Here is a 22,342-nt window from a genome sequence, read left to right on the forward strand (position 1 = left end):
TCGTGCCATATTCAGCTCTCTGGGCTCTGCGCGAGCGCACATCAAGTGCGTTACACTGCGCCGCTTGTACTGATCAAAGATTTTGAAGGTAAAACATGACGTTCAAGGCGCCGGACAGCCTCGCCGAGCAAATCGCTCACCACCTCGCCGAACGCATCATTCGCGGCGAGCTAAAGCCTGGGGAACGCATTCAAGAACAGAAAGTGACGCTGGCGCTAAATGTCAGTCGCGGCTCTGTGCGCGAAGCGTTGTTGATCCTTGAGCGCCGACATCTGATCGCCATCCTGCCGCGCCGTGGCGCCCATGTGACCGAGCTCACGCCGCACAAGGTGCAGAGCCTGTGCACGCTGATGAGCGAGATGTACATCCTGCTTGGCAATGCGGTTGCGCAGCGTTGGGCTGTGCCGGCCGATCTGGGGCCGTTCCTGCAAATCCAGCAGCGCCTGATCGCAAGCTTCGAGCGACAGGACATCAGCACCTTCGTTGAAGACAGCTTCAATGTGATGCGTGCGGCGTACCCGTTTGCCGACAATCCGTATTTGCAGGAAACCGTCGAGAACCTGCATCCGTCCATGAGCCGTGCCTATTACCTGGCGCTGGATCAGCGCAAGACTGAGATGAGCGAATTTCTGGCCCTGTTTGCGCAGTTGCTCGAAGCCGTGCTGGCGCGAGACCTGGCGCAAATTCGTGTAGTGCTGAGCAGTTATGCCCAGCGCAGTTGTGCTCTGGTGCTATCTGCCTTGACGGTTGCCTGAGCGTGCGCCTGACGTGCATCAAGCTGGCTGGCTTCAAGTCTTTCGTCGATCCGACCACGGTTAACTTTCCGAGCAATATGGCGGCGGTTGTAGGCCCTAACGGCTGCGGAAAGTCCAATATCATCGACGCCGTGCGCTGGGTAATGGGCGAAAGTTCGGCGAAAAACCTGCGCGGCGAATCGATGACAGACGTCATCTTTAATGGCTCCACCACGCGCAAGCCAGTGAGCCAGGCCAGCATCGAGCTGGTTTTCGACAACTCTGACGGCACGCTGCTGGGTGAGTACGCGGCCTACGCCGAGATCTCCATCCGCCGTAAAGTCACCCGTGACAGCCAGACCACCTATTACCTCAACGGCACCAAGTGCCGTCGGCGTGACATTACCGATATCTTCCTCGGCACTGGCCTTGGACCACGCAGCTACTCGATTATCGAGCAGGGCATGATCTCCAAGCTGATTGAATCCAAGCCTGAAGACCTGCGTAACTTTATCGAGGAAGCGGCGGGCATCTCCAAGTACAAGGAGCGGCGCCGCGAGACCGAAAACCGAATTCGCCGGACTCACGAAAACCTCGCCCGCCTGACGGACTTGCGAGACGAGTTGGGGCGCCAGCTTGAACGCTTGCACCGCCAGGCTCAGGCCGCTGAAAAGTATCAGGAATACAAGGCTGAGGAGCGTCAGCTCAAGGCCCAGCTGTCGGCCTTGCGCTGGCAGGCGCTGAACGAACAGGTGGGCCAGCGCGAAGCGGTCATTGGCAACCAGGAAGTCAGCTTCGAAGCCCTGGTGGCCGAGCAGCGAAACGCCGATGCCAGCATCGAACGCTTGCGTGACGGGCACCATGATCTGTCAGAACGCTTCAATTTGGAGCAAGGTCGTTTCTACTCCGTAGGCGGTGATATTGCCCGCGTCGAGCAGAGCATTCAGCACGGCCAGCAGCGTTTGCGGCAGTTGCAGGATGACCTGCGCGAGGCCGAGCGCTCGCGTCTCGAAACCGAGTCGCACCTGGGCCATGACCGCACCATGCTTGCGACCTTGGGCGAAGAGCTGCAAATGCTTGAGCCAGAGCAGGAGCTGGCCAGCGCCTCCGCCGAAGAGGCGGGCGCCGCGCTTGAGACTTCCGAGCACACCATGCACGGCTGGCAAGAGCAGTGGGACAGTTTCAACCAGCGCTCGGCCGAGCCGCAGCGCCAGTCCGAAGTCTTGCAGGCCCGTATCCAACAGCTGGAAACCAGCATGGAACGCGTGGCCGAGCGTCAGCGGCGTTTGGCTGAAGAACGCGCCTTGTTGGCGGCGGACCCTGAAGACGCGGCCATTCTCGAGCTGAGTGAGCAGTTGGCCACCAGCGAGTTGACCCAGGAAGAACTGCAGGCCAGCGAAGAACTACTGGTCGAGCGCCTGGAGCAGGTGCGTCATGACTTGCAACAGGCGACGCAGAACCAGCAGCAGGCCCAGGGCGAACTGCAGCGACTTAACGGTCGTCTGGCCTCGCTTGAGGCCTTGCAACAGGCTGCGCTCGATCCTGGCACCGGTGCAGGCGAATGGTTGCGCGAACAGCAACTTGCCGAGCAGCCGCGGCTGGCCGAAGGCCTGCGCGTTGAAGCAGGCTGGGAGTTGGCCGTCGAGACCGTGCTGGGCGCCGATTTACAGGCGGTATTGGTCGACGATTTTTCACAGCTGGACCTGGCCGGTTTTGCCCAGGGCGATTTGCGCCTGTTCAGTGGCGCAGCCCAGGGATCCCGTTTGGCGGGCAGCCTGCTCGACAAGGTCGAGGCCGACTTTGACCTGGCGCCCTGGCTGGGTCAGGTCAAACCGGTAGAGACTCTGGAGCAGGCGCTGGCCTTGCGCGGGCAACTGGTGGATGGCCAAAGCCTGATCAGCCGTGATGGCTATTGGGTCGGGCGCAACTTCTTGCGTGTTCGCCGCGCCAGTGAAGCTGAAAGTGGCGTTCTGGCCCGTGGTCAGGAAATCCAGCGCCTTGGGCTTGAGCGCGAAGAGCGTGAGGCCACCCTTGCGACGCTGGAAGAACAACTGCAACGTCTGCGCGAGCAACAGCTTACCCAAGAAGACTCGCGTGAGCAGGTTCGACGTCGCTTGCAAGACGAAGCCCGTCAGCAGGGCGAGATCAAGGCCAAACTATCTGCCAGCAAGGCCAAGGTCGAGCAATTGACCCTGCGCCGTCGGCGCCTGGATGAAGAGCTGGCCGAGTTGGGCGAACAGCGTGCGCTTGAGCATGAGCAAGTGGGCGAAGCACGCCTGCTCTTGCAAGATGCGCTGGACACCATGGCCACCGACACCGAGCAGCGTGAGTTGCTATTGGCTCGGCGCGACAATTTGCGTGAGCAACTGGACCGGGTCCGCCAGGATGCTCGCCAGCACAAGGATCACGCACACCAGTTGGCGGTTCGTCTGGGCTCGCTTAAAGCGCAGCACGACTCGACTCGTCAGGCGCTTGAGCGTCTTGAAATGCAGGCCGAGCGGCTGGCTGAAAAACGCGAGCAATTGAATCTCAATCTGGAGGAGGGTGAAGCCCCTCTTGAAGAGCTGCGCCTGAAGCTCGAAGAGCTGCTCGACAAGCGCCTGAGCGTGGACGAGGAGCTCAAGATTGCCCAGACCGCACTTGAAGATGCAGATCGCGAATTGCGTGAGGCTGAAAAGCGGCGTAATCAGGCTGAGCAACAATCGCAGCTGATTCGCGGTCAACTGGAACAGCAGCGCATGGAGTGGCAAGCGCTGACCGTGCGTCGTACGGCATTACAGGATCAATTGCTGGCAGACGGCTATGACTTGCACGGGGTGCTTGCCACCTTGAGCACCGAGGTCAATGAGCAGCAGGCCGAAGAGGAACTGGAGCGTATTGCGGCGCGGATTCAACGTCTGGGCGCGATCAACCTCGCGGCTATCGATGAGTATCAGCAGCAATCTGAGCGCAAGCGTTATCTGGATGCTCAGGATGCTGATCTGGTCGAAGCGCTCGATACCCTGGAAAACGTTATTCGCAAGATCGACAAAGAGACCCGCAGCCGCTTTAAAGACACCTTTGATCAGATAAATGGTGGATTACAGGCACTTTTCCCAAAAGTTTTCGGTGGAGGCAGCGCTTACCTGGAACTGACGGGCGAAGATTTACTCGATACAGGAGTAACAATTATGGCGCGGCCGCCGGGCAAGAAGAACAGCACCATTCATTTGCTGTCCGGTGGCGAGAAAGCATTGACGGCTCTGGCATTGGTTTTTGCCATTTTCAAACTCAATCCTGCGCCGTTTTGCATGCTCGATGAAGTCGATGCGCCGCTGGATGATGCCAACGTAGGCCGCTATGCGCGCTTGGTTAAAGAGATGTCGCAAACTGTGCAGTTTATCTACATCACCCACAACAAAATCGCCATGGAGATGGCGGATCAGTTGATGGGCGTGACGATGCATGAGCCCGGTTGTTCACGTCTGGTGGCGGTTGATGTTGAGGAGGCAATGGCAATGGTCGATGCTTGAGCTATAAGCATGTAGGGCTAGTTTTTTCTTCTTGTAAGAAAAATATCTAGGATTTGACCGATATCACACGTAGGTCGAAGGCTACATGGGCATAACTCAATGCGACAGACGGTGTAAAGTTATCTTTGGTCGTGTTAATTTAACGTCTAATTTTTTTGTACGTGGGTAAAACGCCATTCAGAACATAGAGTTGGCGCCACGTTTTAAAGGGCTTTAGGCTCTTCTTCATAGAATCATTTTTTAGGGGCACGGGATTACATGGAAATCGGTCTGCGCGAGTGGCTGATCGTCATCGGCATAGTGGTCATCGCCGGTATTCTTTTTGATGGCTGGCGCCGCATGCGCGGTGGTAAAGGCAAGCTCAAGTTTCGTCTTGATCGCAGCTTTTCCAACGCCCCTGACGACGAAAGCAGCCCTGAGTTGCTGGGCCCTTCACGGGTACTGGATACGCCAACCCATAAAGAGCCCCAGCTTGATGAGCAGGACCTGCCATCCGTGAGCATGCCGGCACGTGACAAGGGCTCCAAGCGCGGCAAGCGTGGTGGTGAGCCAAGTCAGGGCGACCTGAATCTCAATCTTGATCTGGATGACGGCCCGAGCATCAGCGCCCGTGATGATGATTTTGTAGCGCAAGCCAAGCCGCGTGGGCGTTCAGCTGCGAGCGTGGCTGCGGTTGAGGTGAAAGAGCAGCAACCACAACCGGCCGCTGAAGAAGTCCTGGTGATCAGCGTAATTTGTCGTGACCCGGCCGGGTTCAAAGGCCCGGCACTGTTGCAGAACATCCTGGAAAGCGGTTTGCGTTTTGGCGAGATGGATATTTTCCATCGCCACGAAAGCATGGCCGGCAATGGCGAAGTCCTGTTTTCCATGGCCAACGCGGTCAAGCCGGGTGTGTTTGATCTGGACGATATTGACCTGTTCAGCACCCCTGCCGTCAGCTTCTTCCTTGGTTTGCCGGGCCCGCGTTATCCCAAGCAGGCTTTCGATGTGATGGTTGCCGCTGCACGCAAGCTGTCCCAGGAACTCAATGGCGAGCTCAAGGATGATCAGCGCAGTGTTTTGACGGCCCAGACCATCGAACACTACCGTCAGCGCATCGTTGAGTTCGAGCGTCGTGCCCTGACCCAAAAACGTTAAAAATGCCGGGAGCAGGCTTGCTCCCGCGCAGTGCAAAACGATTTAACACATTGAGCAGCCACGGCTGCTCTTTTGCTTTGTGAGAGAACACCCCATGACCGCCGCCAATACCCGCATTCTAGAGCTGCGCGCTGAACTGGATCAGCATAACTATCGCTACCACGTACTCGACGAGCCGAGTATTCCGGACGCCGAGTACGACCGCCTGTTTCACGAGTTGAAAGCGCTCGAAGCCGAACATCCAGAGCTGGTTACTGCTGATTCACCGACCCAGCGCGTTGGTAGCGCGGCGTTGTCAGCCTTCACCCAGGTGCGTCACGAAGTACCCATGCTGAGCCTGGGTAATGCTTTCGACGAAACCGATATGCGCGAGTTTGATCGCCGTGTCAGTGAGGGTCTGGATTTGCCCGCAGGTGATCTGTTCGGTGGCGGCGCCGAAGTTGAATACAGCTGCGAGCCCAAGCTCGATGGGCTGGCGGTGAGTTTGCTGTATCAGGACGGTAATTTGGTGCGTGGCGCTACCCGAGGTGATGGCACCACGGGCGAAGACATCAGCGTCAACGTGCGTACCGTGCGCAATATCCCGCTCAAGCTGCATGGCAGCGGCTGGCCCGCCGTGCTGGAAGTGCGCGGCGAGGTGTTTATGTCCAAGGCCGGTTTTGAGCGTCTCAATGAGACTCAGCTTGCCGCCGGTGGCAAGACCTTTGCAAATCCGCGAAACGCGGCTGCGGGCAGCTTACGCCAGTTGGATTCGAAGATTACCGCCAGCCGCCCGCTGGAGTTTTGCTGCTACGGCCTGGGGCAGGTATCCGAGGAATTCTCGGATACCCATATCGGCAATCTCAAGCAGCTGCAGCAATGGGGCATGCCGATCAGTCACGAGCTGAAACTGGCCAAGGGGATTGCCGAATGCCTGGACTACTACCGTGATATTGGCGAGCGCCGAGCCTCGCTGCCGTATGAAATCGACGGCGTAGTGTTCAAGGTTAATAACCTGGCTTCGCAGCGCGAGTTGGGCTTTCGGGCTCGCGAGCCGCGCTGGGCCATCGCTCACAAGTTTCCGGCGATGGAAGAGCTGACCGAGCTGCTGGATGTCGAGTTTCAGGTCGGACGTACCGGTGCAGTAACCCCTGTGGCGCGCCTTAAGCCGGTCAAGGTAGCCGGTGTGACCGTGTCCAACGCGACCTTGCACAACATGGACGAAGTGGCGCGTCTGGGCCTGATGATTGGCGATACGGTGATTATTCGTCGTGCTGGCGATGTAATTCCGCAAGTGGTGCAAGTAGTGCTGGAGCGCCGTCCTGCAGATGCGCGCCCGGTGCAGATCCCGCAAAACTGTCCGGTGTGCGGCTCCCATGTCGAGCGCACGCAACTGATCAAGCGCAGCAAGGGCCGCGAAACCATCACCGAAGGCGCGGTGTATCGCTGTGTCGGGCGTTTGGCCTGCGGAGCCCAGCTTAAACAGGCGATTATTCATTTTGTGTCGCGCCGAGCGATGGACATTGAAGGCCTGGGCGAGAAAAGCGTCGAACAGCTGGTGGACGAGGGCCTGGTGAGTTCACCAGCCGATCTTTATACCCTGGCGTTTGAGCAGATCGTCGACCTCGAAGGCTTTGCCGAACTGTCGAGCAAGAACCTGCTGCAGGCTATTGCCGACAGCAAGCGTCCGACCTTGGCCCGTTTTATCTATGCATTGGGGATTCCTGATGTAGGCGAAGAGACTGCCAAGGTGCTGGCGCGTTCCCTGGCCTCGCTGGAGCGCGTGCAGCGTGCCTTGCCGCAAGTGCTCACCTACTTGCCTGACGTCGGGCTGGAAGTGGCGCACGAGATTCACAGCTTCTTTAGTGATGCGCACAACCAGCAGGTGATTGCACAACTGCTGGAGCGTGGCCTGGAGTTGCAGGATCAGGGCGAGCTGGGTGCCGAGTTTGCGGCCAGCACCACATTGGGCGGGCTGATCGACAAGTTGCACATCCCGTCGGTAGGGCCGGGCGGGGCGCAGAAGCTGGCCGAGAAATTTGGCTCGCTTGCAGGCGTGATCGATGCAGACTGGCTCGATATGCGCCAGGCCTTGCCCGAGAAGCAGGCCAAGGCGGTGCGCGAATTTTTCGACAGTTCTGAAAATGCCCGTATAGCGCTGGAAATCGAAGCCCAGCTACGCGACTTCGGCATGCACTGGCAGAGCGAGAAAAAGGCTGTCGAAGGCTTGCCACTGGCTGGTCAGACCTGGGTGCTGACCGGGTCGCTGGAGTTGATGAGCCGCGATGTCGCCAAGGACAAGCTGGAGAGCCTGGGAGCCAAGGTCTCGGGCTCGGTTTCCGGCAAGACCCATTGCGTGGTGGCGGGGCCGGGAGCGGGTTCCAAGTTGGTCAAGGCCAATGAGCTGGGGCTCAAGGTGCTGGATGAAGAAGCCTTTGTGGTGTTTTTGAAAGAGCAGGGCATTTTGATCTAGTTCCCTGTAGATACTCTGTTCCAGGTCAGCCCCTGGTGGGAGCGAGCCTACTCGCGAATAATCTTCGCGAGCAGGCTCGCTCCCACGGCTGAAGTATCTCTGCAGCCCGCAGTAGCGGCTAGCGGGCGTTATTGTTCTTCTCAATCCAAGTGCTTGAGCCCATTCATTTTTTTATTCTTGCAACAGCGGTTGTAAGTTTTTCTCAGACAGGTACAATGGCGCCGTTCGCTGCTAGGCGGATGTTGTTATGGTGACCCTATCGGTCCCTCCGCAACGATTACCCGTTAACCTGGTCAGATCCGGAAGGAAGCAGCCACAGCGGGAACATTGTGTGCCGGGGTGTGGCTGGTGGGGTTGCCTCCATTTTTAAAACCCGCAGTTCTGTCGGGTTTAGTCAAAATCAAAATCCAGTGTTCAAATCGTTTTTCGACGTTCAACTGAACTGTCGGCGTATCGCCGTGCCTGGATAAAACCTGGATTGCAGCGGTGCCGAGCAGTTTAAAGTGCGCATCGGATGCAATTTTGGCCTTGCTCCGCTAGCATTAGCCCCTTCCGCTTTTCAGACGCGACGGTTATCAATGAGTTATCAGGTTCTTGCACGTAAATGGCGTCCGCGCTCGTTCCGCGAAATGGTCGGCCAGACCCATGTGCTCAAGGCTCTGATCAATGCCCTGGACAGTCAGCGCCTGCACCACGCCTACCTGTTTACCGGTACTCGTGGCGTCGGCAAGACCACCATCGCGCGGATCATCGCCAAATGCCTGAACTGTGAAACAGGTATCACCTCGACCCCGTGCGGCGAGTGTTCGGTGTGTCGCGAAATCGATGAAGGGCGTTTTGTCGACCTGATCGAGATCGACGCCGCCAGCCGTACCAAGGTCGAGGACACCCGTGAACTGCTCGACAACGTGCAGTACGCCCCGAGCCGTGGGCGCTTCAAGGTCTACCTGATCGACGAAGTGCACATGCTCTCCAGCCATTCGTTCAATGCGCTGCTCAAGACCCTCGAAGAGCCGCCGCCCTACGTCAAATTCATCCTGGCAACCACTGATCCGCAGAAATTGCCGGCCACGATCCTGTCGCGCTGCCTGCAGTTTTCGCTGAAAAACATGACACCTGAGCGTGTGGTCGAGCATTTGAGCCATGTGCTCAGTGTCGAGAACGTGCCGTTTGAAGACGACGCACTGTGGCTGTTGGGCCGTGCGGCCGATGGTTCGATGCGTGATGCCATGAGCCTCACCGATCAGGCGATCGCTTTCGGCGAAGGCAAGGTGCTGGCTGGCGACGTGCGGGCGATGCTCGGCACCCTCGACCATGGCCAGGTGTTTGACCTGTTGCACGCCTTGATCGAAGGCGATGCCCGTGCGCTGCTTGAAGCGGTGCGCCATCTGGCCGAGCAAGGTCCGGACTGGAGCGGCGTGCTGTCCGAGATCCTCAATGTGTTTCACCGGGTTGCCATTGCCCAGGCGTTGCCGGATGGTGTCGACAACGGTCACGGTGACCGCGACCGCGTGTTGGCCCTGGCCAAGGCGTTGCCCGCCGAAGACGTACAGTTTTATTACCAGATGGGCCTGATTGGCCGGCGCGACTTGCCGCTAGCGCCAGACCCGCGTGGTGGCTTTGAAATGGTCATGCTGCGAATGCTGGCTTTCCGCCCGGCAGATACCGTTAACGCACCGAGTCAGCCGCTAAAGCCAGTGGGGATCAGCCAGGCCACAGTTGATTCCGCCCCAACCGTGGCTGACGCTGCTTCTGTAGCGCCAGTAGTAGTTGCACCTGTTGCCGTACCGGTTCCGGTTGTTGAAGAACCGGTAGTCGAGGCTGTCCCTGCGCCTGTAGAGGCCCCCAAGGCGCCTGCAGTGCCAGAAAAGGACTTGCCCTGGAATGCGCCGTCTGTCCCGGTAATCGAGGACGAGGCTGTACCTGAGCCGGTGCTGGATACCGTTGGCGAGCCGCCCGAGCTGCCGCCGATGCCTTTGCCGACGCCAGACAGCGTTGTGCCGGATGCACCGCAGTGGGCAGCGGCGCCAATCCCCGAGCCTACCGTTGAACAGGTGGATGCCGCTTTGTCGGGCATGGATCGCGATGACGAGCCGCCGCTGGATGAAGACTACATCGAACCGGACATGGACTCGGCGGCCTACAGCTACCTCGACGAGCTGGCCAGTGAGCATGCGGCCGAGCCTGCTCCGGAACCCGAGCCGTTGCCTGCTGCAATGCCGGCGACCGGGTTAGCCCTTGAATGGCTGAACATGTTCCCCAAATTACCGGTATCGGGCATGACCGCCAGTATTGGTGCCAACTGCACCTTGATTGCGGTTGACGGTGATGACTGGCTGTTGCACCTGGACCCGGCGCACAGCGCACTGTTTAACCTGACCCAGCAGCGCCGACTCAACGATGCACTGAACCAGTACACTCAGCGCACACTCAAAGTAACCATTGAGCTGGTCAAGCCGGAACAGGAAACCCCGGCCCAGGCTGCTTCGCGCTTTCGTGCAGAGCGCCAGCGGCTGGCCGAGGAGTCGATCCATGCTGATCCGCTGATCCAGCACATGATCGAGCAGTTCGGCGCGGCAGTCCGCGAAGATTCGATTCAACCTGTAGACGTTGTTGAAGCCCAGGCTTAGCAGCGCCAGGATAGAAACTTACAGTCCGGGGCCGTTTTGATCCCGGGAGCATTGTCCAAATAACGTTTGAGGTGATTCCCATGATGAAAGGTGGCATGGCCGGCCTGATGAAGCAGGCGCAGCAGATGCAGGAAAAAATGGCCAAGATGCAGGAAGAACTGGCCAATGCAGAAGTCACCGGCAAGGCGGGTGGCGATATGGTCACCGTGGTCATGACTGGCCGTCACGACATCAAGCGTGTGAGCATTGATCCGGCTCTGCTTGAAGGCGTCAGTGAAGATGACCGCGAAGTGCTGGAAGATCTGTTTGCCGCTGCTGTCAACGACGCCGTTCGCAAGATCGAAGCCAACAGCCAGGACAAAATGTCGGGCGTGACTGCCGGCATGCAACTGCCGCCGGGCATGAAGCTGCCGTTCTAAGGCGCTCAAAAATGCCAGGCCTTGAGCCTGGCATTTTTTTGCCTGTTTTACGGGCATTTGACGCCACCCCACACCGCGGGTATAAACCGCGTCTCGTTGTTTTGTCGGACCTTTCCCTATGAGCTTCAGCCCCCTGATTCGCCAACTGATCGATGCCTTGCGTACCTTGCCGGGTGTGGGTCAAAAGACCGCGCAGCGCATGGCTCTGCAACTGCTTGAACGTGATCGCAGTGGCGGTTCGCGCTTGGCTTTGGCCTTGACTCAGGCGATGGAGGGCGTGGGACATTGCCGTCTGTGCAGAACCCTGACGGAAGACGACTTGTGCCCGCAGTGTGCCGACGTGCGCCGTGATGACACCTTGCTCTGTGTGGTCGAGGGGCCGATGGATGTGTATGCCGTCGAGCAGACGGGCTATCGCGGGCGTTATTTCGTGCTCAAGGGGCACTTGTCGCCGCTTGATGGTCTGGGGCCTGAGGCGATTGGCATTCCGCAATTGATGACGCGTATTGCCGAACAGGGCACTTTTACAGAGGTGATCTTGGCGACCAACCCTACGGTTGAGGGTGAGGCCACTGCGCATTACATTGCTCAACTGCTCAGCAATAAAGGCCTGATCGCTTCACGGATCGCTCATGGTGTGCCGCTGGGGGGTGAGCTGGAGCTGGTCGATGGTGGCACTCTGGCTCATTCGTTCTCTGGGCGTCGGCCGATTATTTTGTAAGCCCAGTCTGTAGTCGCTGCCGCAGGTCTTTCAAAGTGGCGGGCCTGCTGCGCAGTCCATCGCAGCCTGCGGCAGCGGCTACACAATGAGATGATTACTCTGTCAGCGAAAACTCGGTCAGGCAGAAGGTAGGCACCCCCAAGTCTTGCAAGCGCTTTGAGCCACCCAGCTCGGGCAGGTCAATGATCGCAGCCGCTTCAAATACCTGGGCGCCCATGCGTCGTACCAGGTTGGCCGCGGCGATCAGCGTGCCGCCGGTGGCGATCAAGTCATCGACGATCAGCAATGAATCACCTTCACACAGGCTGTCGGCGTGAACTTCCAGAAACGCTTCGCCATATTCCGTCTGATAGCCTTCGGCCAAAACGTCAGCGGGCAATTTGCCTTGTTTGCGAAACAGGATCAGTGGTTTGTTTAGCTGATGTGCCAGTACCGAGCCAATCAAAAAGCCCCGGGCATCCATGGCACCGATGTGGCTGAAGTCGGCCTCGACATAGCGCTCGATAAAGCTGTCGGCGATCACGCGCATGGCGCGGGGCGATTGATACAGGGGGGTGATATCGCGAAAGATGACTCCCGGCTTGGGGAAGTCAATGACCGGGCGGATCAGGGATTTGAGGCAAAAATTGTCGGAGACCATATCGGGCTGTCCTGGCGTGCGTTAAGCGCGCCAGTATAACCCGGTAAGCCGTCTTAGACTTCCAGCGAACCACCGGCCAGGGCGCACAACTTGATGGGGTCAAGGATATGCACTTCCTTGCCTTCAGCTGTGATCAACTGGTTTTCCTGCAGGCGGGTAAAGACCCTGGACACCGTCTCAACGGCCAGGCCCAGATAATTGCCGATCTCGTTGCGCGACATGCTCAGGCGGTATTGATTGGCCGAAAAACCGCGAGCGCGAAAGCGTGCAGACAGGTTGACCAGAAAAGTTGCAATACGCTCGTCAGCCGTTTTTTTCGACAGCAGCAGCATCATTTGTTGGTCGTCACGAATTTCACGGCTCATCACGCGCATCAGCTGGCGGCGAAGCTGTGGCAGTTGCACAGAGAGTTCGTCGAGACGCTCGAAAGGAATTTCGCACACAGGTGTAGTTTCCAGCGCTTGGGCTGACACCGGGTAAGTCTCTGTGTCCATCCCGGAGAGGCCGACCAGTTCGCTCGGCAGATGGAAACCGGTAATTTGCTCTTCACCGTTGTCGCTTAGGCTGAACGTTTTCAGCGCGCCAGAGCGTACGGCGTAAACCGAGCCAAAGGTGTCGCCCTGACGGAACAGGAACTCGCCTTTTTTCAGTGGGCGACCGCGCTTGACGATTTCTTCCAGCGCATCCATGTCTTCCAGGTTCAACGAAAGTGGCAAACAGAGAGGCGCCAGACTGCAATCCTTGCACTGCGCCTGATTGTGAGCGCGCACTTTTACTGGCTCGGACATTTCTTAAATCCTTGTGAGAAAACACACATAAGATGCAAGGGTAACCCAGCGCGGAGGGCTAGGCCAGCCGCACCACGCCAGTGCACGCATCTCATGCTCTAGAGGCCGTGTCTGAGGCCTTAAATTACCCGCGAATAACGCTGGCGGGTTTGTTGCTCCAGATAGGCATCGAACACCATGCACACAGAGCGCACCAGTAACCGTCCGGCAGGCAGTACGGTCAACTGCTGGTCGTCCAGGGCAATCAGGCCGTCGGCGGCCATGGTCTTGAGCATTGGCCACTGCGGGGCAAAATACCCGCAGAAGTCGATATTGAACGCCTGCTCTATGCATGCAAACGGCACATGTAAATTGCAAATGATCTGCTGGATAACCTCGCGGCGGATACGATCGTCCTGATTGCACAACAGGCCGCGGCCGGTGGCGAGCTGGCCGCTGGCCAGGGTGCGCTGGTAGCTCGCCAGGTCGCTGTCGTTCTGGCAGTACAGGTCGCCAATCTGGCTGATGGCCGAGACGCCAAGACCGATCAGGTCGCAATGGCCGTGGGTGGTGTAGCCCTGAAAATTGCGTTGCAGGGTGGATTCTTCCTGGGCGATCGCCAGTTCGTCGTCCGGCAGTGCGAAGTGGTCCATGCCGATATAGCGATAGCCCGCGCCGGTCAGTTGTTCGATGGTGCGCTCCAGCATCTGCAATTTGGCGGCAGGCGAGGGGAGTTCGTTGGTGTTGATCCGGCGTTGAGGCATAAAGCGTTCAGGCAAGTGGGCGTAGTTGAACACTGACAACCGGTCCGGCTGCAAGCTGATCACTTCGTCAATGGTGCGCGCAAAGGCCTCCGGGGTTTGCTTGGGCAAGCCGTAGATCAGGTCGATATTGATCGAGCGAAATTGCAGGGTGCGTGCCGCGTCGATCACCGCCCGAGTTTCCTCCAGGCTTTGCATCCGATTGACCGCCCGCTGTACGTCTGGGTCGAGGTCCTGCAGGCCTATGCTGACACGGTTGAAACCCAGTTCACGTAATAGGCCCATAGTCGACCAGTCGGCTTCCCGCGGGTCGATTTCGATCCCGTAATCGCCTGAGTCGTCGTCCAACAGGTTGAAGTGCTGGCGCAGCTTGGCCATCAATTGGCGCAGTTCATCGTGACTGAGAAAAGTCGGTGTGCCGCCCCCGAAGTGCAATTGCTCGACCTTTTGCTTCGGATCGAGGTGGCAGGCAATCATCTGGATTTCCTGCTCGAGCTTTTGCAAATAAGGCTGTGCTCGGCCACGGTCTTTGGTGATGACTTTGTTGCAGGCGCAGTAGTAGCAAATATTTGCGCAGAACGGCACGTGGACGTATAGCGACAACGGACGCTGCGCCTTGCGGCTTTCGCGCAGGGCGTGCAACAGGTCGAACGGGCTGACCTGACTGTTGAACTGCATCGCTGTGGGATACGAGGTGTAGCGTGGTCCGGCCAAGTCGTAGCGGCGGATCAAGTCTGGGTCCCAACGAATGGCGTCGAGCATGCGGGCATTCCCCTGGGATGGCTGGCAATGCGCAGGAGTCTAGGGGGTGGGGCGTTGTGGCATCTTGATTTGCATCAACGGCTATGATTGGCAGCATTTTTGGTAGATACACTGTTCCCGCTCAAGCGGGGTCCGCAAATCCTCGTAGCAGCAGCCTCGTTCCTTCGGCAGCTGCTACTAAGTATTAAGTCTAATGCCCCATCAGCCAATGCTGATGCGGGCCGGGCAGGGTCCAGATGCCGAACAGGATCACCAGCAGTCCTCCGGCCATGCGCACGCTACGTTTGCGCAGCAGTGCAGTGACACGTTCGGCAGCGAGGCCGGTAGCCAGCAATACGGGCCAGGTGCCAAGACCAAACGCCAGCATCAGCAATGCGCTGTCGATGGCGCTGCCCTGGCTGGCGGACCAGATCAGCGTGCTGTACACCAACCCGCATGGCAGCCAGCCCCAGAGCGCGCCCAGCAGCAAGGCGCGGGGCAGGCTCGACACCGGCAGCAGGCGGTTGGCTACGGGCTGGATATGCCGCCACAGCCCGCGGCCCAGGCTTTCAATACGGGTCAGACCGCTCCACCAGCCCGCCAGGTACAGGCCCATGCAAATTAGCAATAACCCGGCCAGAATGCGCATGTACATGGCGCCGGGGCTGTTGGCCACGGCCCAGCCTGCCAGCCCCAGCAGTAATCCCGCCGTGGCATAGCTGAGTATTCTGCCGAGGTTGTAAGCCAGCAGCAGCCTGAAGCGTCGGCTGCGTTGCTCTTTTGGGATGGCCAGAGTCAGCGCGCCCATCAGGCCACCACACATGCCCAGGCAATGCCCGCCTCCGAGCAGGCCTAAAATCACGGCGGAAACCAGCAGTGGCGCTAGCTCAAGCATGGGGAGGGTTTTTGGTGTCGGTGTCGGTAATCGACTCCGGGTGTTGGCTCTTGGCTTCTTCGACGGCAGCGGTGTGCTGTGGGTCTTGATCGTCGAACAGGATGCTGTGGGCAGGGCTGTCCAGGTCGTCGTACTGGCCACTGTCGACCGCCCAAAAGAAAATGAAAATGCAGATGGCGACAATCAGCAGGGCCGCAGGAATCATGACGTATAGCGCTGGCATATGGGCTCCAGGCGACCGGTTCAGACCGGCAGCGGGCGGGTGTGTGGCATGACTGGAGTATGCGCCTGATGGGGCATGCGAGTCAGGCGCAAGGCATTGAGCACCACGGTCAATGAGCTGATCGACATGCCGATGGCGGCCCAGATCGGCGTGATCCAGCCCAGCGCGGCAAATGGCAGCATAAGGCCATTGTACAGACCGGCCCACAGCAGATTTTCGATGATCACTCGCCGGGTTCGGCGTGCCAGGCCAAAGGCTTGTACCAGGGCATCCAGGCGATTGGACAGCAGCACGGCATCGGCACTGGTTTTCGCCAGGTCAGTGGCCGAGCCCATTGCCACGCTGATATCGGCGGCGGCGAGTACCGGGACATCGTTGACCCCGTCACCCAGCATCAGCACCTTGCGCCCCTGTGCGTGCAATTGTTGCAAGACCCGCAGTTTGTCATCCGGGCGCAAGCCACCCTGAGCTTCATCAATTCCCAGTTCGGCGGCCACGCTGGCGACCATTGGCGAGCTGTCGCCCGAGAGCAGCAGAGTGCGCCAGCCGCGAGCCCTGCAGGCGGCGAGCAACGCGGGAGCATCGTCGCGAAGGCGGTCATCCAGAACAAACCAGGCCAGTACGCCCGTGGTGTCGCCCAATAGCAGCCATTGGCCGGGTTCGTCCGGCATGTGGGGGATTTGACACTGGCTCAGCTCGCAGACAAATCCCGGCTGACCAATGCGCACACGTTGCGTGCCGACCAGGCCTTCAAGGCCCAGCCCCGGAGTACTGTGGACTTCCTCTGCGGCTTGTGGGGCGCGACCAAATGCACGGGCAATTGGGTGCTCGGAGCGGTTTTCGAGCGCCGCGGCGAGGGCCAGGCACTGATCGCTGTCCAGGTCGCGCAACGGGCGAATGGCGCGCAGGGCCAGACGACCTTCGGTCAAGGTGCCGGTCTTGTCGAAGATCACCGTGTCGATCTGGTTCAGGCCCTCGATCACGTGGCCGCGAGTCAGAAGCAAGCCCAGCTTGTGCAGGGTGCCGGTGGCGGCGGTGAGTGCGGTAGGCGTCGCCAGAGACAGTGCGCAAGGGCAGGTGGCCACCAACATCGCCAGGACAATCCAGAACGCCCGTGATGGGTCAAGTTGCCACCACAACAAGCCGATCCCGGCGGCCGCGATCAGCGAGAACAGCAAGAACCATTGCGCGGCCTTGTCGGCAATTTCCGCCAAGCGTGGCTTTTCAGTTTGCGCGCGGTCGAGCAAGCGCACGATGGCGGACAGGCGGGTATCCTGGCCCAGCGCCATGACTTCAATGGTCAGCGCGCCTTCGACATTCAGGGTGCCTGCCGTTACTGCGTCGCCGATGCGGCGTGGTTGTGGCAGATACTCGCCGGTCAAAAGGGACTCATCGATGCTTGACTGGCCATCAAGTATCTTGCCGTCCGCCGGAAGGATTGCACCGGGGTGGACCAACACGTGGTCGCCGACTTTAAGCTCGGTCAGCAGGATACGTTCGCTTTGGCCGTCGGCACTCAGGCGCAGGCAGGAGGCAGGCAGCAGATTGACCAACTGCGCGGTAGCTGCAGCCGTGCGCTCGCGGGCGCGGCGTTCGAGGTAGCGCCCGGCCAGCAAAAACAGGGCAAACATGCCGACAGCATCGAAGTACAGCTCGCCGATCCCAGTGATGGCAGTCCAGATCCCGGCAATATAAGCGCCGCCGATGGCCAGAGACACCGATACGTCCATGGTCAGGTGGCGGGTGCGCAGGTCGCGCATGGCGCCCTTGAAAAAGGGTGCGCAACTGTAGAACACGATTGGGGTGGTCAGGAACAGCGCGACCCAGCGCAGGATGGTGTGCATCTCGGGGCTGAGGTCGATATTGAATTCGGGCCAGGTGGCCATGGTTGCCATCATTGCCTGAAACCACAACAGCCCGGCAACTCCAAGCTGGCGCAAGGCCAGACGGTTTTCGCTGGCCAGTTGTTCGGTGGCGCGATCGGCCTGGTAGGGGTGCGCGGCATAACCGATGTGGCGCAGCTCACTGAGGATTTCGCTTAACGGCAACTGGCTGTCGTCCCAGCGCACGTGCAAGCGATGGTTGGACAGGTTGAGCCGTGCTTCGCTCACGGCAGGCAGGCGGCGCAGGTCTTTCTCAATCAGCCAGCCACAGGCCGCGCAACTGATGCCTTCGATCAACAGGGTGGTTTCGGCTTGTTCGCCTTCGTGTCGGACAAAGGGTTTTTGTACGTCAGGGCGGTCATACAGCGCCAACTCCTCAACCAGTTGCACGGGCAGTGCTTCAGGGTTGGCACAAGGTTCACTGCGATGCTGGTAATAGCTTTCGAGGCCGCCGGCCACGATGGCTTCGGCCACCGCCTGGCAGCCTGGGCAGCAGAACTCGCGAACCTCGCCCAGAACAACGGCGGTGAACCGGCTGCCAGGCGGGACGGGCAGGGCGCAGTGATAGCAGGGTACGGGAGAGGTCATGGAGATCTATCGCGATGGAAGTACGCCATCGCGAGCAAGCCCGCTCCCACGAATGAGGAGCAGGCTTGCTCGCGACAAGGTTACTTCTTGTTGTGGTCTTCAGCGCCTTGAATCGGCTCGTCGCCCAGTAGCAGGTCCTTGTCGTGGCCGACCAGTTCCTCTTCGAAAAGGCGCCAGGTCTTGCCGTCTTCAACGCCCAGCAATTCGACAAAGCGGCGGCCTTCGATCTTGTCATCCAGTTGGCCGATGTAGCGCCCTGGTTCCGATGCGCTTTGGCTCAGGCTGACTTTACGGTCTTTTTCAGGTTGGGTCGGGGAGATCAGGTTGAGCTCCAAAGCTTGCGGCTTGCTGTTGCCCTCCAGCAGCAGCACAACTTCGCCGGTCATCTCGTCCAGACGCAGCTTGGCTTTCAATTGCAGAGTCTGGCCCAGCAGCTCACGGTCCAGCGCGCGGTTGATACCTTTGCCAGCCTCGTAGTAGTTGTCGTTAACCAGGTTGTCCGGGTTCTTTACGGCAATGGTGACCATGGACAGGGTCAAGGTCACCGAGCAGGCCAGGATAGCAATGATGATCCATGGCCAAAGATGCTTGTACCAAGGGCTGGAGGCGTTTGCTGCGGGCATGGCTGGCTCTCTTATCTGATTTGTGGGCCGATGAATCGGCTCTTGGCTTTAACATTAATGTCGTTGTTGTCGGCATCCTTGAGGATAAAGAACACCTCGTTGGTGCTCGACGGCAGCTTCTCGGGGGCAATCGACAGCTCGACCGGCAGGCTGACGATATCGCCTGCTGCAACCTTGATTTCGCGTTTGCCCTGCAGCTTGAGGTCCGGCAGGCCAGTGGCGTCCAGCACGTAGGTGTGGTCTTGCTGGTCCTTGTTCATGATCTTCAGGCTGTAGACGTTTTCAATCCGGCCCTCAGCGTTTTCGCGGTAGAGCACGCGGTCTTTGCTGACGTCGAAACCGACCAGGGGGCGGGTAAAGAATGCGGCTGCCAGCAGTCCCATCATGGTCAGCAACACCAGCGCATAGCCAATCAGGCGCGGGCGCAGTTTGTGGGTGACCTGGCCCGAGAGGTTGTGCTCGGTGGTGTAGCTGATCAGGCCGCGAGGGTAGTTCATCTTGTCCATGATGCTGTCGCAGGCATCGATACATGCGGCGCAGCCAATGCACTCGATCTGCAGGCCGTCGCGGATATCAATGCCGGTCGGGCACACTTGTACGCACATGGTGCAGTCAATGCAGTCGCCCAGGCCTTGAGCCTTGTAGTCTGCATCTTTTTTACGCGGGCCACGGACTTCGCCGCGGCGCGGGTCGTACGACACGATCAGGGTGTCTTTATCAAACATCACGCTCTGGAAGCGCGCATACGGACACATGTAAATGCATACCTGTTCGCGCAGCCAGCCAGCGTTACCGTAAGTGGCGAGGGTGAAGAAGCCGACCCAGAAATAGGCCCAGCCATCAGCCTGGCCGGTAAAGAAGTCGATGACCAGTTCTCGAATCGGTGAAAAGTAGCCGACAAAGGTCATGCCGGTGACAAAGCCGATCAATAGCCACAAGGAGTGCTTACTGAGTTTGCGCAGGAACTTGTTGGCGCTCATTGGCGCCTTGTCGAGCTTGATGCGCTGGTTGCGATCACCTTCGGTGACTTTTTCGCACCACATGAACACCCAGGTCCAGACGCTTTGCGGGCAGGTGTAGCCGCACCACACGCGCCCGGCATACACCGTAATAAAGAACAGGCCAAAAGCGGCCACGATCAGCAGCCCGGACAGCAGGATGAAATCCTGTGGCCAGAAGGTGGCGCCAAAAATAAAGAATTTACGCTCGGGAAGATTCCACCAGACGGCCTGGTGCCCGCCCCAGTTGAGCCACACCGTACCGAAATACAGCAGGAACAACACCGCGCCGCCTGCGATACGCAGGTTGCGGAAAAGTCCGGTAAAGGCACGGGTGTAGATTTTTTCCCGGGCTGCGTACAAATCGGTACTTTCAGTGGGTTTTTTGGCAGGTGGCGTAACGTTGTGTACAGGAATCTGATTGCTCATTAGTGCGTCCCACGGCAGTGGAAAATGCCTCGGTCAGTACATGCCGACCGCGGTCAGAAGGTGTAGCAGTGGCGTAATGATACGCCTGTGACTCTAGCTCAAGGGTGCGACCTTTGGTCGCGTTCCGGAAAAGAAGAAGTTGGTATAAGAGTTGTAACAACTCATGACATGGATCAATTGACTTAAGCGCTCAGGTCAGTTGTGTTCTGCCTGAGTCAAAGCTCCCAGGGATTGAGCACAGGGGCGCCGCTAAAGGCAAAATCCCGGGTATTGCGGGTAACTACGGTCATGTCATGCACCAGTGCGGTGGCTGCGATCAGCGCGTCGCATTCATTGCTGCGGTCAGGCACATGCAGGCGGGCACAGCGCCTGGCAACGGCGCCGTCAATTGACAGGACGCGCCCGGCAAAGGCGGGTATCACATGGGCTTCGAGCCAGTTGCGCAGTGGTGAGGCTTGCTCGGGGTCGCGGCGCTCAAGGCGCAGGATCCCGGTTTCGATTTCAAGCAGGGTAATGGCCGAGATATACAGCCTGTAGGCGGGGACGCTGCGAGCCCAGGCTACCACTGCAGGGTCGGCCTGGGCTTTGCGCAGTTCTGAAACCACGTTGGTATCGAGCAGGAACATTAGAAATCCACTGGGCGCGGCGTGATGACTGCGCGTTCGGGTTCGAATTCAACCGGCGTTGTTTCGGGCATGACGAGCAGGTCGACAATGCTGGTGTTCAGGCCGGTCAGCCGTTGGTACTCCTCCATGCATAGCAGTACATGGGCTGGGCGGCCACGGTCAGTGATGTAAACAGGCCCTTGTTGCGATGCTTTTTTGGCACCGCTTGTGTCCTGGTTGAATTCACGGCTGGAAATAGTGGTGATGGTCATAGGGATGATCCTCCCGATATTCAATGTAGAAACGTTACTACTTTTGGCTGGCTCCCGGCAATTTAAAACACCGACTGAAACAAAATGGCCCCGCCAACTTTCGTTGGCGGGGCCATTTTTTGTAGCTTTCAGACGACTGCGTTACTCGTCTGCCTTGGCGTCATCGCCATGGGACAGGCTGTAAACGTAGGCGGCCAGCAAGTGAACCTTGTCGTTCCCTTGCAGGTCGGCCTGTGCAGGCATCTGGCCCTGACGGCCGTAGCGGATGGTCTGCTGCAGTTGAGCGAAGCTCGATCCGTAGATGAACGCTCCCGGGTGAGTCAGGTTCGGTGCGCCCATCAGCGGGTTACCCTTACCTTCAGGCCCGTGGCAAACCGCACAGTTGGTAGCGAAAAGCTCCTTGCCCTTGGCAGGGTCGGCCTTTGCGCCTTCCGGCAATTTACGGCCATCGAGACTGGTCAGTACGTAGGCAGCTACGTCGCTGACACCTTGCTCGCCGATCACTTCAGACCAGCCCGGCATGACGGCGTGACGGCCGGCCATGATGGTGGTCTTGATGTCTGCTGGCGTACCACCCCAGCGCCAGTCGGCGTCGGTCAGGTTCGGGAAGCCGTAAGCGCCCTTGGCGTCGGAACCGTGGCACACCGAACAGTTGGACGCGAACAGACGGCCACCCATTTTCAGTGCTTGCGGGTCCTTGGCTACTTCTTCAATCGGCATGGCTGCGAATTTGGCGAAGATCGGACCAAACTTGGCGTCCGATTTGGCCATTTCCTTTTCCCACTCGTGAACCCCGGTCCAGCCTGTCTGGCCATTGGCAAACGGGGTTTGCTCTTTGGTGTCCAGGTACTGGTAGCCCGGCAGCAGGCCTTTCCAGTTGCCCAGGCCCGGGTACAGAACCAGGTAGCCGAGGGCGAAAATGACGGTGCCCACAAACAGCATGAACCACCATTTCGGCATTGGGTTGTCGTACTCTTCGATCCCGTCGAAAGCGTGACCGACTGTTTGGTCGGTCTGCTCGCTGCGCTGGCCCTTGCGGGTGGCCAGCAACAGCCAGGTCAAGGCGAAGATGGTACCCAGAGTGAGGACTGTAACGTACAGACTCCAGAACGTAGTCATTCTTTGTTACTCCTAGAAGCTTGCTCTTGCTCGACGTGCTTGATGGCTTCGGGATCATCCTTGAATGGCAACAAGGTAGCGTCGTCAAATTCTGACTTGCGTCGCGGGCTGAATACCCACAATGCCAAACCGATAAAAGCCACCATCACGACGACAGTGCCCAGGCCACGAATCATCCCGATATCCATCCAGA

At 58.8% G+C, this 22,342-nt stretch carries 19 protein-coding genes and 1 other RNA gene; 8 read left to right on the forward strand and 12 right to left on the reverse strand.

Going from position 1 to position 22,342, the window contains the following annotated elements; all coding sequences use genetic code 11:
- Positions 1–95: 95 nt before the first annotated feature.
- The 8 genes from N7D90_RS08240 to recR all read left to right on the forward strand — a co-directional run bounded on the left by N7D90_RS08240 (position 96) and on the right by recR (position 11,605).
- Positions 96–755, forward strand: a complete 660-nt coding sequence (locus tag N7D90_RS08240) for a GntR family transcriptional regulator (protein WP_261741696.1) — start codon at positions 96–98, stop codon at positions 753–755.
- A 2-nt stretch (positions 756–757) separates the two neighbouring features.
- Entirely contained in the window at positions 758–4,246 is a 3,489-nt protein-coding gene (smc, locus tag N7D90_RS08245; protein ID WP_261741697.1) for a chromosome segregation protein SMC, read from the forward strand.
- A 258-nt stretch (positions 4,247–4,504) separates the two neighbouring features.
- The gene (gene zipA, locus N7D90_RS08250) at positions 4,505–5,383 is read left to right on the forward strand and encodes a cell division protein ZipA (protein ID WP_261741698.1); all 879 of its coding nucleotides are present in this window, start codon (positions 4,505–4,507) and stop codon (positions 5,381–5,383) included.
- Between the two features lie 94 nt (positions 5,384–5,477).
- Positions 5,478–7,835, forward strand: coding sequence for an NAD-dependent DNA ligase LigA (gene ligA, locus N7D90_RS08255; protein WP_261741699.1), 2,358 nt, complete (start codon positions 5,478–5,480; stop codon positions 7,833–7,835).
- A gap of 257 nt (positions 7,836–8,092) precedes the next feature.
- An RNA gene (gene ffs / locus N7D90_RS08260) (signal recognition particle sRNA small type) lies at positions 8,093–8,189 on the forward strand.
- A 224-nt stretch (positions 8,190–8,413) separates the two neighbouring features.
- Complete coding sequence (gene dnaX, locus N7D90_RS08265; protein WP_261741700.1) at positions 8,414–10,465, forward strand: DNA polymerase III subunit gamma/tau; 2,052 nt, start codon at positions 8,414–8,416, stop codon at positions 10,463–10,465.
- A gap of 80 nt (positions 10,466–10,545) precedes the next feature.
- Positions 10,546–10,884: a YbaB/EbfC family nucleoid-associated protein gene (locus tag N7D90_RS08270; protein ID WP_019826710.1), complete on the forward strand. Its 339-nt coding sequence runs from the start codon at positions 10,546–10,548 to the stop codon at positions 10,882–10,884.
- A gap of 118 nt (positions 10,885–11,002) precedes the next feature.
- Positions 11,003–11,605: a recombination mediator RecR gene (recR, locus tag N7D90_RS08275; protein WP_261741701.1), complete on the forward strand. Its 603-nt coding sequence runs from the start codon at positions 11,003–11,005 to the stop codon at positions 11,603–11,605.
- A gap of 94 nt (positions 11,606–11,699) precedes the next feature.
- Here recR and N7D90_RS08280 read toward each other — a convergent pair whose 3' ends face one another.
- From N7D90_RS08280 to N7D90_RS08335, 12 genes are all read right to left on the reverse strand, one after another.
- Entirely contained in the window at positions 11,700–12,245 is a 546-nt protein-coding gene (locus tag N7D90_RS08280) for an adenine phosphoribosyltransferase (RefSeq protein ID WP_261741702.1), read from the reverse strand.
- 53 nt (positions 12,246–12,298) lie between these two features.
- Positions 12,299–13,033: a fumarate/nitrate reduction transcriptional regulator Fnr gene (gene fnr / locus N7D90_RS08285; protein WP_261741703.1), complete on the reverse strand. Its 735-nt coding sequence runs from the start codon at positions 13,031–13,033 to the stop codon at positions 12,299–12,301.
- A gap of 119 nt (positions 13,034–13,152) precedes the next feature.
- Complete coding sequence (gene hemN, locus N7D90_RS08290; RefSeq protein WP_261741704.1) at positions 13,153–14,535, reverse strand: oxygen-independent coproporphyrinogen III oxidase; 1,383 nt, start codon at positions 14,533–14,535, stop codon at positions 13,153–13,155.
- Between the two features lie 190 nt (positions 14,536–14,725).
- On the reverse strand, positions 14,726–15,409 hold the full coding sequence (locus N7D90_RS08295; RefSeq protein WP_261741705.1) for a sulfite exporter TauE/SafE family protein: 684 nt from the start codon (positions 15,407–15,409) through the stop codon (positions 14,726–14,728).
- Positions 15,402–15,632, reverse strand: coding sequence for a cbb3-type cytochrome oxidase assembly protein CcoS (gene ccoS, locus N7D90_RS08300; protein WP_261741706.1), 231 nt, complete (start codon positions 15,630–15,632; stop codon positions 15,402–15,404). Before ccoS ends, N7D90_RS08295 begins: the two co-directional genes overlap by 8 nt.
- A 20-nt stretch (positions 15,633–15,652) precedes the next feature.
- Positions 15,653–18,103 (reverse strand): heavy metal translocating P-type ATPase, encoded by a 2,451-nt coding sequence (locus N7D90_RS08305; protein ID WP_261741707.1) that lies wholly within the window; start codon positions 18,101–18,103, stop codon positions 15,653–15,655.
- 80 nt (positions 18,104–18,183) lie between these two features.
- Entirely contained in the window at positions 18,184–18,726 is a 543-nt protein-coding gene (locus N7D90_RS08310) for a FixH family protein (protein ID WP_261741708.1), read from the reverse strand.
- 11 nt (positions 18,727–18,737) lie between these two features.
- Positions 18,738–20,153: a cytochrome c oxidase accessory protein CcoG gene (ccoG, locus tag N7D90_RS08315; RefSeq protein ID WP_261741709.1), complete on the reverse strand. Its 1,416-nt coding sequence runs from the start codon at positions 20,151–20,153 to the stop codon at positions 18,738–18,740.
- A gap of 215 nt (positions 20,154–20,368) precedes the next feature.
- The gene (locus tag N7D90_RS08320) at positions 20,369–20,779 is read right to left on the reverse strand and encodes a type II toxin-antitoxin system VapC family toxin (protein ID WP_261741710.1); all 411 of its coding nucleotides are present in this window, start codon (positions 20,777–20,779) and stop codon (positions 20,369–20,371) included.
- Positions 20,779–21,030 (reverse strand): type II toxin-antitoxin system Phd/YefM family antitoxin, encoded by a 252-nt coding sequence (locus N7D90_RS08325; RefSeq protein WP_261741711.1) that lies wholly within the window; start codon positions 21,028–21,030, stop codon positions 20,779–20,781. Before N7D90_RS08325 ends, N7D90_RS08320 begins: the two co-directional genes overlap by 1 nt.
- Before the next feature lie 141 nt (positions 21,031–21,171).
- Positions 21,172–22,149, reverse strand: a complete 978-nt coding sequence (gene ccoP, locus N7D90_RS08330) for a cytochrome-c oxidase, cbb3-type subunit III (RefSeq protein ID WP_261741712.1) — start codon at positions 22,147–22,149, stop codon at positions 21,172–21,174.
- On the reverse strand, positions 22,146–22,337 hold the full coding sequence (locus N7D90_RS08335; RefSeq protein WP_003447209.1) for a CcoQ/FixQ family Cbb3-type cytochrome c oxidase assembly chaperone: 192 nt from the start codon (positions 22,335–22,337) through the stop codon (positions 22,146–22,148). Before N7D90_RS08335 ends, ccoP begins: the two co-directional genes overlap by 4 nt.
- Positions 22,338–22,342: the final 5 nt, after the last annotated feature.

The sequence above is a fragment of the Pseudomonas fragi genome, assembly GCF_025426255.1.
Classification (GTDB): Bacteria; Pseudomonadota; Gammaproteobacteria; order Pseudomonadales; family Pseudomonadaceae; genus Aquipseudomonas; species Aquipseudomonas kulmbachensis.